The following is a 15,224-nucleotide window of genomic DNA, read 5'->3' as shown; positions in this document are numbered from 1 at the left end:
TTCATCCCATCGAAGGAGGCGTATAGCCAGAATGAGAAATTTTAAAAAAGTAGTACTTTCAGTTTTTGTGCTCTTAGGCGTTGTCTTAGGTTTGACGGCTTTGACAGCTCTTGCAGCAGAGCAAGTGCAAGTCAAATCGGAAACCGATATTGCTGGTGATCTCGGCATTCTGCAAGGTGAGGGAAGCGGGCTCACGCCTGAATATTTGGGGAAATCAACAACGAGATATCAAGCAGCCATTATGTATCTTCGTCTAAAAGGGCTGGAAGCGGAGGCGCTGGCTTATCGTGGTACGGATAATTTCAAAGATGCGAGCCTTGTGTACAAGGAAGGGCAGGCCGTACTTGGTTATTTGAAAGCGCATCCTGAGCTCGGTTGGCAAGGAACAGGCGGCGATCTATTCGATCCAACAGCTGGTATTACAGCGCAGGCGTATTACAAGGTATTGCTCGAAGCCCTAGGTTACAAACAAGGTGTGGATTTCGAGTTTGCTCAAGCGATTGATTTTGCAGGGAAGAAGGGTTTATCTAAAATCGCAAGCGTCCAACATGTCGTGAACATGAACATAGCAACTGCAACGATCGAAGGCTTGCACGGGACGTTGAAGGATGGCGGCAAAACGTTAGCAACCTTTTTATCAGAAAAAGGGATCGTTGCTGCGGATAAGCTAAGCGTGCTGAGCCATACATCTCTGCAATTGAAGCAAAACGAGGCATTAGGGAGCTACCTGAGTGATTCCAAAGGCATGACGCTTTATTACTTCACGAAGGATTTCGCAGATGTGAATTCTTGTGGGGATGCTTGTTTGGCGAAATGGCCGATTTATTACAGTGATACGTTGATTGTGCCTGCTGGTTTTAGCGCTGCTGATTTTGGCGCATTTGTACGTGCAGACGGCAAGAAGCAGCTGACATTCAAAGGTTGGCCGCTATACTATTTCGCAGGTGATTTGGCTGCAGGCGATGTGTTAGGTGATGCGGTAGGCAAGGTTTGGTATGTCATTAAGCCTTCGGCGGGAATCGCTTTGGGGACCAAAGCGGATCTCGGTAACTTTTTGACGGATACGAAGGGCATGACGCTGTATTATTACGATAAAGATACGAAGGGCGTAAGCAATTGTGCTGGAAAATGTTTGGAAAAATGGCCGTTGTTCTATGCCGATCATGTGGCTGCACCAACGGGAGTGAACTCGGCTGATTTCGGAACAATCGTGCGTGCTGACGGAAAGAAACAAACGACGTATAAAGGTTTCCCATTGTATTACTGGGTAGATGATAAGAAGATGGGCGATACGTTGGGGCAAAATGTAGGAGATGTCTGGTTTGTCGTCGATCCCGTGAAATTCAGCGGTACGAAGGCGGTTAACAGTTCGGTGAAAACGAGCAAATCCGATGAACTCGGCACGTATCTCGTTGATCGTAATGGCATGGCCCTCTATCTATTCACGAAGGATAAAGGAGATGTCAATTCATGCGTGGGTCAATGTTTGGTCAATTGGCCGATCTACTATGATGAACATTTGACCGTGTCGAGTGATTTGAACGAGAGTGATTTTGGCGTGTTCACGCGTAACGATGGCAAGATGCAGAATACGTACAAAGGCTGGCCGTTATATTACTGGATTAAGGATACGAACCCTGGCGAGACAACGGGGCAAAATGTGGGGAAAGTATGGTTCGTGCTAGATCCCGTTCAAACGGAAAGCAGATAAACGTGAAGAATTGAAGATGAGAAATGATATTGCACTTCAACTGACTGCTTCGGCAGAAAGGTTGGAGTGTTTTGTCCATTGTAGCCAAAAATATGATATGGTTGATAGAGTGAATTTGTCTTCTATTTCGACTCGGGGAGTGCACGTTATGCGAAATCGAACAGATGGGGAGCTCATGAAGCTGGTTATGGCCAAAGAGCATCCTGCCTTAGAAGAGCTCTACGATCGTTATGCCAAGCTCGTGTATTCGTTTGCCATGAAATCTATGAAGAATGAGCAGGAAGCCAGGGAAATCGTGCAATTGGTATTTATGCGGCTCTGGACTACCGAAACAGGCTATGATGCCAGTAAAGGCGGATTCGTCAACTGGATGATTACAGTCACCCGTAATATTACGATTGATTATGTCCGCAAGAATCGTAAACAGAACCAAATTGTTCGATTCGAGCCTAGGGAGTGGGAGCAATCACTCGTATCCGGGGAACCAGATCCAGAGTCGGTGGTGTCCAGCAAATGGGTGGTCGAGCAGATTCAAGAAGCGTATGTGCACTTATCTACGAATCAAATTGAATTGATAGAGATGATGTATTGGGAAGGCTACTCGCTAAGCGAAATTGCTTCCAAAAAGAATGAACCGGTAGGAACTGTGAAAAGCAGGCTTCATCAATGTTTAAAAATACTTCGCAAACATCTGACAGCAGTGAGGGGGGGATGACACATGAAAGAGCAGCAACCTGTTGACTGCAGCTATCTGATCAATTATTTAACAGGCGAATGCACGGAATGGGAGCGCGCGGCTTTCGAACGGCATCTGCGCACTTGTGTCTCTTGCCGTGAAGAACTGCCTGACTTACAGGCGGTCTGGCAATCACTCCCTTACCAAATGGAAGAAGTGGAAGTACCGCCCGATTTGAAGGGGCAAGTGATGGAGGCCATTCGTCGAGAGGAGATTCATAAAGAACCGACCTATAAAGAGCAGATTCATAAAGACCCGATCTATAAAGCGGAGATTGTCAAAAACGAGACACGTACAAATGCAACACCTAAGCGGCGTTCCTATGTATGGTTGTATGGTGCGACTGCCGTAGTGATGCTTGGTATCGTGGTAGGTGCTGTATGGAACTCTGATGTTTTTCACACCAAGGAAACAGCAAGTGAAATGAGTGAGCCTTCCAAGGTTGTGAATACCTTCAATTTGAAATCAGCGGATACGTCCATGCCCACAGCCTCGGGAACAGCCTGGGTCGTGCAGTACGGCGATGTTCATAAAGTTGTCGTGAACTTGTCGGGTCTGAATGAAACGAGTGGGGATTGGACCTATCAGGTATGGTTGAATCATAACGGGAAGAAATACAACTGCGGAACACTGCGTGTGGATAACCAAGGGGTAGGCGTACTTTCTTATGATGTGCATGCCAAAAGTTTGAATATCGATTCCATCGGCGTTACGTTGGAACCGGATCCTAATGGCAGCCAGCCACGAGGGAAGAAAGTTTTGGGGTCGGTTTAAGCAGAGAAGAAAAGCGGGCATTCCTCTTCGGTTCAAGAGGGGATGCCCGCTTTTTGGTGCGCTTGCCAGCGCAGGACGGAGCGGCCGTCGAATAACTGGATTTTCTACAGCTAATTCACCTGAAATACCGTGATTTCGTGAAATAACTGGATTTCCTCCCGTTATTTAATAGGGAAATCGGCAAACGGGTAATTTAGAGCAAAAATAGATGTAGGAAATCCATCAAAACGCCTATTAAGCTAGTTTTCCTCGAAAATAGATGTAGAAAATCCAGTTAATCTCCCTCCTAGAGCTAACGAGACCATTTCTTATTTCATAGCTGCCAGCCAAACCGCTAAGGCTTCGACTTCGTCCGCTTTCAAGGTATCTTTGAAAGGGGGCATCTCGACCTTACCGTTCATAATTTGCGCGGTAATTTGTTCTTTCGTCCTACGGGCACCGACCTTCGTCAGATTCGGTCCGTAATCCCCTTTGAGGCCTGCGCCATGGCAGGACAGGCAGTTGCTTTTGTACAGCTGCTGGGCTTTCTCGCTGGAATCAGCGGCACTTACTGTTGCCTGCGGCTTGGCAGTAGGCGAAGGTGAAGGTGTTGCCGCTGGAGCAGGCGTAGGCGTAGGCGCAGGTGTCGCGACAGCTGGTGTTGCTGTAGCTACTGGCGAAGGCGTGGCAGGTGTCACCGAAGCTTGAGGCTTCGGCGCTTCGCTGGCTGAAGCCGTTGGGCCCACCGACGCCGCAGGTGTTGCGGTCGCCACTGGAGTCGGCGTAGCTGGAGCTACTGTCGCTGAGGGCGCCGGTGTTGGTGAGCTCGCGACAGTTACAGCCGTAGGGGATGGTGAGCTGACGGCGGGTTCAACTTCTTGTTTGCTGCATCCTGTAGCAGCGAGAATGACGATCATGAAGATGCTTGCATACATCCATTTGTTCAAAGCGTCCAACTCCTTCATAGTTACTCTAATAAAGGTAACGAAGGAGAGGGGAAAACGGTTTTTCATTGTGAGGGAAGTTGAGAAAAATTACTCTTCCTTTGTTTCGTTCACACCATTCAATTGTTCAGCATAGGCTCGCATCAGATCGTAATCGTGATTAAACTCAAGCTCAGTTACGTGTGCAGACTCTTGTTCCTGAGGTAAATTGGTCTCATCGTTCACACTGCCCACCCCTTTCTTAGTAGGGATTAGGATTTCCTATATCTGACTTGATATCCATTTATTGACATGAGGCGCTTTGACTCTTTATCAATGAATGCAGTGCGATCGGCAATTATTCCTCTTCATATATCATTTTAACGCTCATGCCACCATCGATTGTCAAGTTCTGACCTGTAAGGAATCCTGCCTTTTCGCTAGCCAAATAAAGACATGCCTCGGCAATATCTGCTGGTCTGCCTACTCGGCCTACGGGGTGCTGGTTGCGGTCCGCTTCCGAATGTGAATAGCTGCCATCGTCCCTTACTTCAATCCATCCTGGAGATATCGCGTTGACGCGAATGCCGTATCCCCCTAAACTAATGGCCATCGCATGGGTTAGCGCAGAGATCCCACCTTTGGAAGCTGAGTAAGCCTCGGTATTAGGTTCCGACATGACGGCTCGGGTCGACGAGATATTAATGATGGCACCGCCGCGCGCTTGCGCTTTCATAATGCGGGCTGCAGCTTGCGAGCAGTGAAAAGTACCTCCCAAGTTGACGGAAATAACCCGCATAAATTGATCAGAACGAAGGTCCAACACATCCGTATTATGCATGATTCCTGCATTATTCACTAGGACATCAATGCTACCCAACACTTGAGAAGTATGTTCGAGCCATTGCTCGACTTCCTCTGTGCGAGAGACATCCACTTGCATAAAGAGTGCATCGTTTGTAAAGGGACGTAGGAGTTCAAGGGTCTCCAGACCTTTGTCCTGATGAATATCCGCGATAGAAATGCCGTAACCTTCTTGGGCAAAAGAAAGAGCAATGGTTCGTCCAATACCTTGCCCTCCGCCCGTAATGACTGCGATTTTGCGCATAGGAATCACCTCTAACACTATTTTCCAACCAGTGTAACACACTTGCTGTTCAAATCAGAAAAGCTATTCGAGCTTAGGATCATCTTCACCACCATATAGTCTAAACGTAGACGGTGACATCCCTGTCATGGATTTGAAATGCCGACTGAAGTAATGAATTGACGTATAGCCTAGCTGAGTAGCAACAACTTCTACTTTTTCTTCTTTTAGCAGCAGTTTTTTAGCCAATTGTATGCGTTTATGTATCATATAAGGCTTCGGAGAGAGGCCCATGACCTCCTTAAATAACTGGGAAAAATAGATATGATGGTAACCACAGCTCTCGGCTAATTCTGTAACACTCCATGCGCGTTCAGGGTGCTCCACGATCATCTGCAGGGCATTGCGAATCATGCTTCGTTTGGAGTTGTGTGTGGTTGATACATCTAATTCACGACGTATGATGTCAGATAAAACTTGTATGAGTAGGCCTCTTAATACGAACGAGTAGCCATATTCCTCTTCTTTGTATTCCTGGACAATCTGCTGAAGCTTTCGTTCACCCTCTATGAATCTGAAATGAACAGGGATGGCGACGCTGCCATAACCATCAACTTCAACTATATCGCTGTGCGTGCGATCAAATGGGGGGCTCTCGTTGAGGTTTATTATCTTAGGTCCTGGATGAATAGGCACAGGAGACAGTCGATGCCAATCAAAGTGCAGAGAGATAAAAGTAGCTGATTTATCCGCATGAACAGTAAGCTTGTGCGGTGTGTCTGCTCCGAGATAAACGCATTCACCTGGAAGTATCGCGTATTGGTCAGAGCCGATAAACAAATCCATGCGTCCAGAGACAACATATACAAGCTGATAATCCGGAATGGTTCGAGGCCCGTAAACGATACGTGCTGGAACGTTCTGTATGTTCGCATAATTCACTGCAGGAAGTAATAAGGCCATCGGCCCGAGCGAGCGACAATGTTCCATTCGTGGCGTTCTCCTTATTGATTTTGATAGTTAAATAGTTCGCTGCCTCTGGTTAAAAACCTTTGAAAAGTGCAACGAATTCTACCCTTTCCTGCAACGACTTTAAGAGGGTGGCCTGTTAGACTTACACCTGTAAGGAGCATTAACGGCTAGCAACACATTGTGGATGGGGGATATAGCATGCTGACAGTAGAACAAGTGGAGGCTTATGAACGTGATGGGTTTGTAAAAGGTGATGTCGTGCTAAACGACGAGGAGGTTGAGCGATTGCGCCATGAGCTGGATCTCGTATTGGAAGGGGGAACAGCGAAGAAGCCAGTGCTAAGTCGCAATTTAGTAGATAAAAGTGAATATGGAATGAGCATGGAAGCGAATGAATCCATCGTTCAAATTGTTAACATTTGGATGGCTAGCGATCTTTATTTGCAGCATGCAGCGAATCGCACTTTATGTGAAGATGTTGCACAACTCGCGGGTACAGACACTTTACGCATTTGGCATGATCAAATTCAGTATAAGCCGCCTGTCACAGGTGGACCAACGAAGTGGCATCAAGATCATCCCTTATGGCCGATTATTAAACCTGCGGATCTGATTAGCGCCTGGGTAGCGTTGGATGATGCAGTTATTGAGAACGGTTGTATGTGGATGGTGCCTGGTTCTCATAGATGGGGAGATCATCAAAGGCACTTGCTTCATGGCCAAGACCATATGCCGCAGCATAAGCGTCCTGAATTGCTGCCCCAAGGTGTGGAGATCAAACCAGTCCCCTTCGAGATTAAGAAAGGCCAAGTAGGCTACCATCACTGTATGACCTGGCACGGTTCTTTGCCTAACTACTCCCAGATGAAACGGCGTGCGATTGCGGTTCATTATATGCCGGGAAACATTCGTTATGAGCCTGTCGGCAACCATCCTATGAGTAAACATATCCATGTTCAGCCTGGTGAACTTTTGACTGGAGCTGATTTCCCAGTTGTTTATAGTAAATAGTTGTGATTAGTGGGATGAAGGATAAGGAATGTAAAAAAGTTGCGGAATTATGTTCCGCAACTTTTTCATTTGCCATATCGACCTCATCTACCACATCAACCATTGCTAGGTTTCTCAATGTGACTAACGAGGCTTAATGCCGCAAGCGTTACACCGTAGCGCCAGTCAAATCAAGCCAAGCAAGTTCTTGCGGCGACAGAACAAGCTCTGCTCCGTCGCGGCAGGAGACCATTTCGGCCTCGGTGCGAGGTCCGATCAGCGCGCACGCAGGAAGCGGCTGACTTATGACATAGGCGAGCGCGATCTGGATGGCGCTCACGCCTTTTTCTTGTGCGAGCTGCTGCGCACGCTGCAACCGCGTCCAGTTCTCGTCGCTGTAGAATACGCGAACGAGATCAGCGTTATCGCGGATTTCTGGCGAGAACCGGCCAGTGAAGAAACCGCGCGCTTGCGAAGACCAAGACAGCAGTGGGAACTGCTGCTCTTCGTACCAGCGCAAGGCCTCGTTATCTACGGACACGCAGCCAGCCCAGAACGGCTCATTCGGTTTAGCGAGACTAAGGTTAGGCGAGCTGAAGCTAAAGCCAACAAGGCCATGCTTCGCGGCATACTCATTTGCTTCTTGCAAACGCTGGTGCGTCCAGTTGGATCCGCCGAAAGCACGAATGCGGCCAGCTTCCAAATGTTCATTCAATGCTTCAACAATGACGCCAACAGGTGTTGCCGGGTCATCTCGGTGTAAACCGTACAAATCGATGTAGTCGGTACGCATCCGATCTAAACTTGTCTGCAAGTCCTGACGAATAGCTTCCGGATTCACGCGAGGGCCGTTGCTATCATGATGAGCACCTTTGGTGAATATCACCATCTCGTCCCTTTTGCCCGTTTCTTCTAACCAAATACCAATGGCTTGTTCGCTTTGCCCACCACAATAAACATGAGCAGTATCAATCGTGTTTCCACCAATAGCCAAATAATGATGGAGGATTTCGCTGACTTCATGCGGGTTGTCTAATCGGAAAAAGTCAGATCCCATCACCAATTTGGATACGGGTTTATCTAATCCTTTTATTTGAATATGCTTCATAGTTAATCCCCAGCCTCTCGTTATGAATGATTACAGCTGAACGCGCGCGCGTTCTGTTGCGGATTGCAAGCAAGCGTCGATGACTTTCAAATTCAGAATCGCATCACGCGCAGGGAAGCGTTGCGGTTTCTCACCCCAAGCCGCATAGGCCATATCGTCAACTTGCAGAGCGTATTGGTTAAGGTAAGGAACTTTTTCTTCCCGTTGCTCGTTGCCAACAAAAACTTGGAAATGACCGGATTCCTCAGTTGGTGTAACAAATGCCGATGGGATCACGATCCGTCCTTTGGAACCTAGAATCTCAAGTGTATTCCGGAACGATGCCCACATCCCACAATCGAATGTGAGGGCTACATTGCCACTGAATTCAACAAGTCCGGACATCATCATATCGACGTTATCATGTTCTGGTGAGAAGAAAGCATGCGTGGTAACAGCCTCTGGTTCACGTTCTAGCAGGAATCTAGCAGCACTTAGCGGGTAACAGCCCACGTCATAGACCGAGCCGCCGCCCCATTCTCGGACGAAACGAACATTTTTGCTATCATTTGGATTACTGAATGTAAATGTCCCGTGAATACCCCGAATATCTCCGATTTCGCCCGATAGCATGATTTCCTTCACACGCTCGTAGCGTGGGTGATGGCGGTACATGAAAGCTTCAGCGAACAGTACGCCAGCTTCTTCACTAACGGTAACCATTTCTTCAACTTCAGCTGCTGTCAGTGCAGCCGGCTTCTCGCAGAGGACATGCTTTCCTGCTTGCGCTGCGCGAATCGTCCACTCTTTATGCAAATGGTTCGGAAGCGGGATGTAGATCGCATCAATATTCGGATCCGCAATCAATTCTTCATAGCTGCCATAGGCTGTCGGAATATTGAGCTTAGCGGCTACTTCTTGTGATTTTTCCAAATTGCGACTTGCGATTGCGCTTACAACACCTGTTTGCGATTGCTGAATCCCCGGGATACAGGCACGGATTGCAATACCCGCACAGCCCAGAATTCCCCAACGTAGTTTAGTCATATTCGTAGTTCTCCTTTTTCATAGCGGAATGTGTAACGTTATATTGCTATTATAAATTGAGTTATTTAAAATGAATATAACAATATATTGAATCAACTATCGTAATATTGTCATTAGGGATGGAGGTCGTTCGATGCGCCGACATGTTATGTTACCTAAATTACAGCAATCTATGTATTTCTTATTCCCTGAATCCGTTGGCTGGTATAACGAAGAGCCCCATCACGACGTTGAACGGCCAGAGGGTTTATGGTCAACGTATAGTTTGCATTTTGTCATCGCGGGCAAAGGGTATGTGGAGATTGAGGGCCAACTGCACACCTTGCAAAAGGGGGATGCCTTCTTATTTCCGCCCTATCAAGAGCAGCGTTATTATAGTTCGAAAGATGATCCATGGGATGTTCGTTGGGTACATTTCTATGGGGATCAGATCAAGGAGTTCCTATTGGAGAAGGGATTTCTACGCAATCTATGGACGTTAAAAAGAAGCGCTGAGCTTGAGAAAGCATTCAATGAACTGCTCCTAGAAGCGGAAGCACATCAAATACTTCGACCGACGCATCTAAGCACGCTGATGTATATGATTTTGTGCGAATTCATGAGCTATGCCTCACCTTTAACGGTCAATCGAGGGACGGAATCCGTAGATCGGATTCTAGCCTTGCTTCCAGAGATGCAGCGAAGAGCCTGCGAGCCGTTTAATCTGGAGGAGTGGGCGGAGCAGACGGGGGTCAGTACGTATTATTTTTGCAAAATATTTCGAAAAGCCACATCGATGACACCGCTGTCGTTCATCACACTTTGCCGAATCCAATTCGCTAAGCAACGGTTAATTGAGAAAGAAAATTGGCCGATCAAGGATATCGCAAGTGTTGCGGGTTATACGTCTGCCAGCTATTTCAATCAGCGTTTTCACGAACATGAAGGCATGACACCGAGCGAGTTTCGCAGTCTGTATATGAAAGGCCCCTTATAGTTAAGGAGGGGGTTGGACGCGCGTTGAGTTAGTTGGTACTAGAGAAAGTTAGTACTTTTGGAAGTCAGGCTTGAACGGTACCCTTAGTCTATCAAGGCGATAAGGGGGCTGCGTAGATGTATAGTCAAGCCGGTAAGAAATCTTTTCAAACCAATCGGGTATTGCATATGATCTTGGCGGTGTGGCTTGCTGTGTGGGGATGGTTGGCGATTGCGCCGCATAGTCGTGGGGATTGGGTGCTAGAAAATCTGTTGACATGGGCAGCATTGCTTGGATTTATCGCGACGTATAGGGTCTTTGCATTTTCAAATCTAACATATGGCTTATTGGCAAGTTTCCTGTTGTTGCATAGCGTAGGGGCACACTTTTCATATAACGGGACATGGTTGGATCCCTGGTTGCGCAGTCTATTCGGGTCTGAGCGGGATCACTTCGATCGGCTTGTTCATTTCAGTTTCGGATTGTTGTGCGCCTATCCCATCTATGAAGGTTTAAGATGCCTGACAACACTTGGAAGAAGATGGATTTATGTGATGACGTGTGTTATCGTTTTGGCTATGGGCGCGTTCTATGAGCTTATCGAAATGTGGGTTGCCATGATCGTAGCACCTGAGCTCGGCACGTTATTCGTTGGTGCGCAAGGCGACCCGTGGGATGCACAGCATGATATGGAGCTTGCCCTATATGGAGCGATTATTGCGATGTGTGTGACGGCTTTTGGCAAGCGAAGGCATGTGGAAGATAACTGATAGGGGAAAATGGGAGGTAGGATGGGTAATGGTAAACACAATGGCACAGGCATATGTGTATGTTGGTTCATATACGGATGATCAGCATCCGGTGGGCATTTCTTTATATAGTTTTAATAGGCAAAATGGTGAGTTGACGCTGGTTGAAACGTATAGCGATTTGCCGAATGCCTCGTTTCTAGCGGTGAACAAGGATAAAACCGTCTTGTACGCTGTAAGTGAAACGGATTCATACGAAGGACGATTTGGAGGCTCTGCAGCAGCCTATGCGATTGAAGCGGGTACGGGGAGGTTGAGCAAAATCAACCAACAGCCTGCAGATGGCTCTGCCCCTTGCTACATTAGCTTGGACGCGACAGGCCGCAAGGTGTATGTTGCGAATTACCTAAGCGGCGATGTAACGGTGTTTCCCGTTGAGGCTGGCGGCGGTTTGGGTGAGCATACGCAACTGATCAAGCATGAAGGCGAGCTTGGACCGCAAGCGGATCGCCAAGAGGCGCCGCATGCGCACTCGATTGTCCTGTCTCCGGACAATCGGTTTGCTGTGTCGGCCGATCTCGGCCTTGATCGGCTGGTCGTTAGCCGCATTGATGCGGAGAGCGGCGACCTGCTGCCGCATGGCGGAGCGGGAGTCAAGCCGGGCGCGGGCCCGCGCCATGTGGTGTTTAACGCGGACAGTACGTACGTGTACGCGATCAATGAGCTGGACAACACGGTCACCGTGTTGTCTTATGAGGCGGACGCGGGCCGCATGGCCGCGGTCCAAAGCTTGTTGACACTGCCGGAGGACTTCGGCGGTGTCAGCTATTGCGCGGACATCCACCTCGCAGAGGATGGCCGCTTCTTGTACGCATCGAATCGCGGACACGACAGTGTCGCGGTTTATGCGGTCGACCGAGACAGCGGCACGCTGTCGGTCGTGGGTTGGCAGTCGACGCGGGGCCAATGGCCGCGGAACTTCGCGCTGTCGCCGCAGGATGAATTCCTGCTTGCGGCGAACCAGAACTCCAACAGCATCGTTGTCTTCCGCAGGGATGCGGAGACAGGGATGCTGCAAGAAACAGAGCGAACCGTAGCGGTATCGCGACCGGTTTGCGTGCAATTTCTCTAAAAGCGCTGAACGCGCAGCGTTAGGCGAAAGAAGGGGCAAGTTTCGACTTGCCCCTTCTTTTTGTTGGCTGTGCGCTGTAACGATGAAAAACGCGCTTACAGCAGAAGAAAAAGCCCGCCACCGCTGAGCGAGTCGCTGTAACGTTGAAAAACACGCTTACAGTAGAAAAGAGAGTCTCGCTCCAACTTACTGATGAAAATCATCGCTAAGCCAGCCAAATCCCCGCCCTCCGCCAGCCACGCTCCAACTTAGTGATGAAAAACATCACTAAGCAAGCCAAATCCCCGCCCTCCGCCAGCTACGCTCCAACTTAGTGATGAAAAACATCACTAAGCAAGCCAAATCCCCGCCCTCCGCCAGCCACGCTCCAACTTAGTGATGAAAATCATCACTAAGCAAGCGAAATCGCCGCCCTCATCAGCCACGCTCCAAGTTAGTGATGAAAATCATCACTAAGCAAGCCAAATCGCTCGCCAGCTGTCATCGTCCCCCGCCACACTCCGCCGGACAAATATATCCGCCAAAAATTAGTTGCGGATGCAACGTTTTCGGCGTACACTGAATTAGTGGCAAGTGCAACGATTCGGCGGTAAGAGTGTTATCAGGTTTAGTTAGTGTAATCCGTTTATCAAATATTAGCTAAGTCGTAGCCAGTTTAACAGTTTAGTTAATTTGAAGTTAGTTAATTTGAGGTTGAGGTCAGTTAAGTAGCATTTAGTTAAGTAGAAGTCAGTTAAATAGTTAGTTAAGAGGTAGTTAAGGAGTAGTTATATAGATAGTTAAGGAGTAGTTACTTAAGTAATAATTAGTTTTATTATAGCCATACATTCAGAACAAGGAGGGGCTGTTGCGATGATTGAAACGAGGAATTCGATTCCGAGGTGGGTCTCGTTGATTTACCGGTACGGGCAGATGTATATCGGTGACCACTTGAAGCAGTTCGAGATCGGTAGAGGTCAGCATATTTTCCTCAATGCGTTATACAAAGAGGATGGCTTGACGCAAGAGGAATTGTCGGACTATTTGAAAATCGATAAAGGCACGACGGCGAAAGCGCTGAAAAAGCTAGAAGAGCAAGGTTACATCACCCGTACGGTCAGCCAAAAAGATAAACGGTGCTACGAGGTTTTATTGACAGACAAAGCACGTGGAATTAAAGAAGATGTGCGCAAAGTACTCACGGATTGGCGTGAGCGTTTAACATTCGGCATGTCGGAGGAAGAGAAGGGGATGGCCCTTACGATTTTGGAGAAAATGGGTCACAATGCCGCTCACTTCGCACAAGATGAGGTAGAAGAATGAATATGAGGGCTGCGGGGGCTGTGTTCATTGATCGCCATTTCCATGCGTTGACACACAAGAATTATCGCTATATGTGGTTAGGACAATGTGTATCACTAATTGGAACATGGATGCAAAACATCGGGCAATCCTGGCTTGTTCTCACGCTGACGGGATCGTCGCTTAAACTGGGGATTGTTGCTGCGTGCCAGTTTCTGCCTATTCTATTGTTTTCGCTGTTTGCCGGCATTATCGTGGATAAATTTCCTAAGAAGAATATCCTTATCGCGACTCAAACAGTATCGATGATCCTTGCATTCGCTCTGGCCACTTTGGTACTGACGGATACGGTTCGGTATGAATATATCCTGGTCTTAGCCTTGCTACTTGGCTTAAATAATACGCTGGATATGCCTACAAGGCAGGCTTTTAATGTGGAAATCGTGGGTAAAGAAGATCTGATGAATGCGATTGCTCTTAACTCAACGACGTTTAATATGGCGAGGATTGTAGGTCCTTCGATTGGCGCAGTCATGATGGCTTGGTTAGGCGCAGGGTGGTGCTTTCTACTCAACGGGATCAGCTTTATAGCTGTGCTTTATGGTCTCATTCATATTGAGGCAGCGCCTTACGTACGTAAGTTGAGAGCGAAGGAAGGGATTCTGAAGGAAATTAAGGATGGTATCATTTATATTGCCAAGGATCCGATTCTCTCGCCAACTGTTATGCTAGTAACCGTTATTGGTACCCTCGCTTTTAACTTTAATATTCTCATTCCTGTGTTTACCAAAAATGTCCTGCACATGGGAGAGACGACTTATGGTACGTTGATGTCTTGTTTGGGCGTAGGTTCACTTGCAGGGGCTCTGACAATGTCGTTTCGCAGTAAGCGCGGGCCGAAGCTGAAGTTGAGTATGGCAGCGAGCTGCATGGTTGCCGTATGTTTAATTCTTAATGGACTGAGCGGTTCCGTTTGGGTTTGTGGCACGCTTCTTGCGTGTACGGGATTTTTTAATATTTTATTCGCAACCAATAGTAACTCGGCGCTTCAAATGTATGCGAAGGATGAGTATCGTGCGCGTGTCATGAGTGTGTATTCCCTTGTATTTGCGGGTTCTACGCCAATTGGCAGTCTGTTCTCGGGGTTCATAGCGGATCGATTTGGGGCAAATGGTGCATTCGTTACTTGTGGCGTTCTAACGGGATTGCTGTGCTTGTTCATTACTTGGAAGTATAAATCGTCACTAGTCATGCAGTCTTTGAAGGAGCAGGAAGTGGCATAAAAAGAGTGGATTTAACCTTTTATATGATAAAGTTTCTATCATTTGGGTTGTCAATTAACTAGGGATTCGCTACAATATGAGATAAGTTCATGTGTGAGGAGGGATCTTGTGCTGGGAATATTGAAGAAGTGGATGCAGAAACCAATGCAGGAACCGAAGCACACGGTGGATTATAAAACGATGGAAATCGACGTTGTCATTAAATGTTTTGTTTCGGATAAGGAAAAGCCGTTTCGAGTTATCTTTAAGGTAGAGAAACAAGGTTCTTTCTTTTCGAAAGATATTTTTGTGAAAAATGTGGATTCGAAAACATCCTATGAGCTCATTCATAACTTTTCCACGCTTGGCATGAACAATGAAGAGTTGAACAAGTATGAAAGCACGGATTATGCTGAATACAGTTTTGCTACGTTGGAAGAAGCCAAAAAAGTGAAAGATACAACCGTCGATTACATACGCTTTCTGATCCGTGAGCATCAGCAAGAGGCACTAAGCAAAATTTCATAATGCGGTAAGGC

The 15,224-nt window shown here is 47.5% G+C and carries 16 protein-coding genes; 10 read left to right on the top strand and 6 right to left on the bottom strand.

Going from position 1 to position 15,224, the window contains the following annotated elements; translation table 11 throughout:
* Nucleotides 1–31 precede the first annotated feature (31 nt).
* From AC58PV_RS02670 to AC58PV_RS02660, 3 genes are all read left to right on the top strand, one after another.
* Nucleotides 32–1,711, top strand: a complete 1,680-nt coding sequence (locus AC58PV_RS02670; protein ID WP_497430743.1) for a hypothetical protein — start codon at nt 32–34, stop codon at nt 1,709–1,711.
* A gap of 148 nt (nt 1,712–1,859) precedes the next feature.
* Complete coding sequence (locus AC58PV_RS02665) at nt 1,860–2,426, top strand: sigma-70 family RNA polymerase sigma factor (RefSeq protein ID WP_497430742.1); 567 nt, start codon at nt 1,860–1,862, stop codon at nt 2,424–2,426.
* A 3-nt stretch (nt 2,427–2,429) separates the two neighbouring features.
* Complete coding sequence (locus AC58PV_RS02660; protein WP_497430741.1) at nt 2,430–3,221, top strand: anti-sigma factor domain-containing protein; 792 nt, start codon at nt 2,430–2,432, stop codon at nt 3,219–3,221.
* Nucleotides 3,222–3,529: 308 nt separating this feature from the next.
* Here AC58PV_RS02660 and AC58PV_RS02655 read toward each other — a convergent pair whose 3' ends face one another.
* From AC58PV_RS02655 to AC58PV_RS02640, 4 genes are all read right to left on the bottom strand, one after another.
* A complete protein-coding gene (locus AC58PV_RS02655) occupies nt 3,530–4,147 on the bottom strand; it encodes a c-type cytochrome (protein WP_497430740.1) in 618 nt (205 codons plus the stop codon).
* An 87-nt stretch (nt 4,148–4,234) separates the two neighbouring features.
* Nucleotides 4,235–4,369: a hypothetical protein gene (locus AC58PV_RS02650; RefSeq protein ID WP_497430739.1), complete on the bottom strand. Its 135-nt coding sequence runs from the start codon at nt 4,367–4,369 to the stop codon at nt 4,235–4,237.
* 112 nt (nt 4,370–4,481) lie between these two features.
* Nucleotides 4,482–5,231, bottom strand: coding sequence for a glucose 1-dehydrogenase (locus AC58PV_RS02645; protein ID WP_497430738.1), 750 nt, complete (start codon nt 5,229–5,231; stop codon nt 4,482–4,484).
* A 63-nt stretch (nt 5,232–5,294) separates the two neighbouring features.
* On the bottom strand, nt 5,295–6,200 hold the full coding sequence (locus AC58PV_RS02640) for a helix-turn-helix transcriptional regulator (RefSeq protein WP_497430737.1): 906 nt from the start codon (nt 6,198–6,200) through the stop codon (nt 5,295–5,297).
* 180 nt (nt 6,201–6,380) lie between these two features.
* Here AC58PV_RS02640 and AC58PV_RS02635 point away from each other — a divergent pair, with 180 nt between their 5' ends.
* The gene (locus AC58PV_RS02635; RefSeq protein ID WP_497430736.1) at nt 6,381–7,193 is read left to right on the top strand and encodes a phytanoyl-CoA dioxygenase family protein; all 813 of its coding nucleotides are present in this window, start codon (nt 6,381–6,383) and stop codon (nt 7,191–7,193) included.
* Nucleotides 7,194–7,341: 148 nt separating this feature from the next.
* Here AC58PV_RS02635 and AC58PV_RS02630 read toward each other — a convergent pair whose 3' ends face one another.
* Entirely contained in the window at nt 7,342–8,280 is a 939-nt protein-coding gene (locus tag AC58PV_RS02630) for an aldo/keto reductase (RefSeq protein ID WP_497430735.1), read from the bottom strand.
* A 30-nt stretch (nt 8,281–8,310) separates the two neighbouring features.
* Nucleotides 8,311–9,306, bottom strand: coding sequence for a Gfo/Idh/MocA family protein (locus AC58PV_RS02625; protein ID WP_497430734.1), 996 nt, complete (start codon nt 9,304–9,306; stop codon nt 8,311–8,313).
* Between the two features lie 133 nt (nt 9,307–9,439).
* Here AC58PV_RS02625 and AC58PV_RS02620 point away from each other — a divergent pair, with 133 nt between their 5' ends.
* The 6 genes from AC58PV_RS02620 to AC58PV_RS02595 all read left to right on the top strand — a co-directional run bounded on the left by AC58PV_RS02620 (nt 9,440) and on the right by AC58PV_RS02595 (nt 15,213).
* On the top strand, nt 9,440–10,282 hold the full coding sequence (locus tag AC58PV_RS02620; protein WP_497430733.1) for a helix-turn-helix transcriptional regulator: 843 nt from the start codon (nt 9,440–9,442) through the stop codon (nt 10,280–10,282).
* Nucleotides 10,283–10,398: 116 nt separating this feature from the next.
* Nucleotides 10,399–11,031 carry a DUF2238 domain-containing protein gene (locus AC58PV_RS02615; protein WP_497430732.1) on the top strand — a complete coding sequence of 211 codons (633 nt, stop codon included), beginning with the start codon at nt 10,399–10,401 and terminating at the stop codon, nt 11,029–11,031.
* A gap of 28 nt (nt 11,032–11,059) precedes the next feature.
* A complete protein-coding gene (locus tag AC58PV_RS02610) occupies nt 11,060–12,142 on the top strand; it encodes a lactonase family protein (RefSeq protein WP_497430731.1) in 1,083 nt (360 codons plus the stop codon).
* 852 nt (nt 12,143–12,994) lie between these two features.
* Complete coding sequence (locus tag AC58PV_RS02605) at nt 12,995–13,444, top strand: MarR family winged helix-turn-helix transcriptional regulator (protein WP_497430730.1); 450 nt, start codon at nt 12,995–12,997, stop codon at nt 13,442–13,444.
* Nucleotides 13,441–14,706 (top strand): MFS transporter, encoded by a 1,266-nt coding sequence (locus tag AC58PV_RS02600; protein WP_497430729.1) that lies wholly within the window; start codon nt 13,441–13,443, stop codon nt 14,704–14,706. The genes AC58PV_RS02605 and AC58PV_RS02600 overlap by 4 nt, the downstream gene beginning before the upstream one ends.
* A 108-nt stretch (nt 14,707–14,814) precedes the next feature.
* The gene (locus tag AC58PV_RS02595; RefSeq protein ID WP_497430728.1) at nt 14,815–15,213 is read left to right on the top strand and encodes a hypothetical protein; all 399 of its coding nucleotides are present in this window, start codon (nt 14,815–14,817) and stop codon (nt 15,211–15,213) included.
* The last annotated feature ends 11 nt before the right edge of the window (nt 15,214–15,224 follow it).

It is taken from the genome of Paenibacillus sp. J22FR83 (assembly GCF_059691955.1).
This window is presented reverse-complemented; position numbering and strand designations above follow the sequence as displayed.

Excerpts from the sequence above, each read along its gene's own strand:
- AC58PV_RS02670 (WP_497430743.1), top strand. The coding sequence starts at position 32 with ATGAGAAATTTTAAAAAAGTAGTACTTTCAGTTTTTGTGCTCTTAGGC.
- AC58PV_RS02665 (WP_497430742.1), top strand. The coding sequence starts at position 1,860 with ATGCGAAATCGAACAGATGGGGAGCTCATGAAGCTGGTTATGGCCAAA.
- AC58PV_RS02660 (WP_497430741.1), top strand. The coding sequence starts at position 2,430 with ATGAAAGAGCAGCAACCTGTTGACTGCAGCTATCTGATCAATTATTTA.
- AC58PV_RS02645 (WP_497430738.1), bottom strand. The coding sequence starts at position 5,231 with ATGCGCAAAATCGCAGTCATTACGGGCGGAGGGCAAGGTATTGGACGA.
- AC58PV_RS02640 (WP_497430737.1), bottom strand. The coding sequence starts at position 6,200 with ATGGAACATTGTCGCTCGCTCGGGCCGATGGCCTTATTACTTCCTGCA.
- AC58PV_RS02635 (WP_497430736.1), top strand. The coding sequence starts at position 6,381 with ATGCTGACAGTAGAACAAGTGGAGGCTTATGAACGTGATGGGTTTGTA.
- AC58PV_RS02630 (WP_497430735.1), bottom strand. The coding sequence starts at position 8,280 with ATGAAGCATATTCAAATAAAAGGATTAGATAAACCCGTATCCAAATTG.
- AC58PV_RS02625 (WP_497430734.1), bottom strand. The coding sequence starts at position 9,306 with ATGACTAAACTACGTTGGGGAATTCTGGGCTGTGCGGGTATTGCAATC.
- AC58PV_RS02620 (WP_497430733.1), top strand. The coding sequence starts at position 9,440 with ATGCGCCGACATGTTATGTTACCTAAATTACAGCAATCTATGTATTTC.
- AC58PV_RS02615 (WP_497430732.1), top strand. The coding sequence starts at position 10,399 with ATGTATAGTCAAGCCGGTAAGAAATCTTTTCAAACCAATCGGGTATTG.
- AC58PV_RS02610 (WP_497430731.1), top strand. The coding sequence starts at position 11,060 with ATGGTAAACACAATGGCACAGGCATATGTGTATGTTGGTTCATATACG.
- AC58PV_RS02605 (WP_497430730.1), top strand. The coding sequence starts at position 12,995 with ATGATTGAAACGAGGAATTCGATTCCGAGGTGGGTCTCGTTGATTTAC.
- AC58PV_RS02600 (WP_497430729.1), top strand. The coding sequence starts at position 13,441 with ATGAATATGAGGGCTGCGGGGGCTGTGTTCATTGATCGCCATTTCCAT.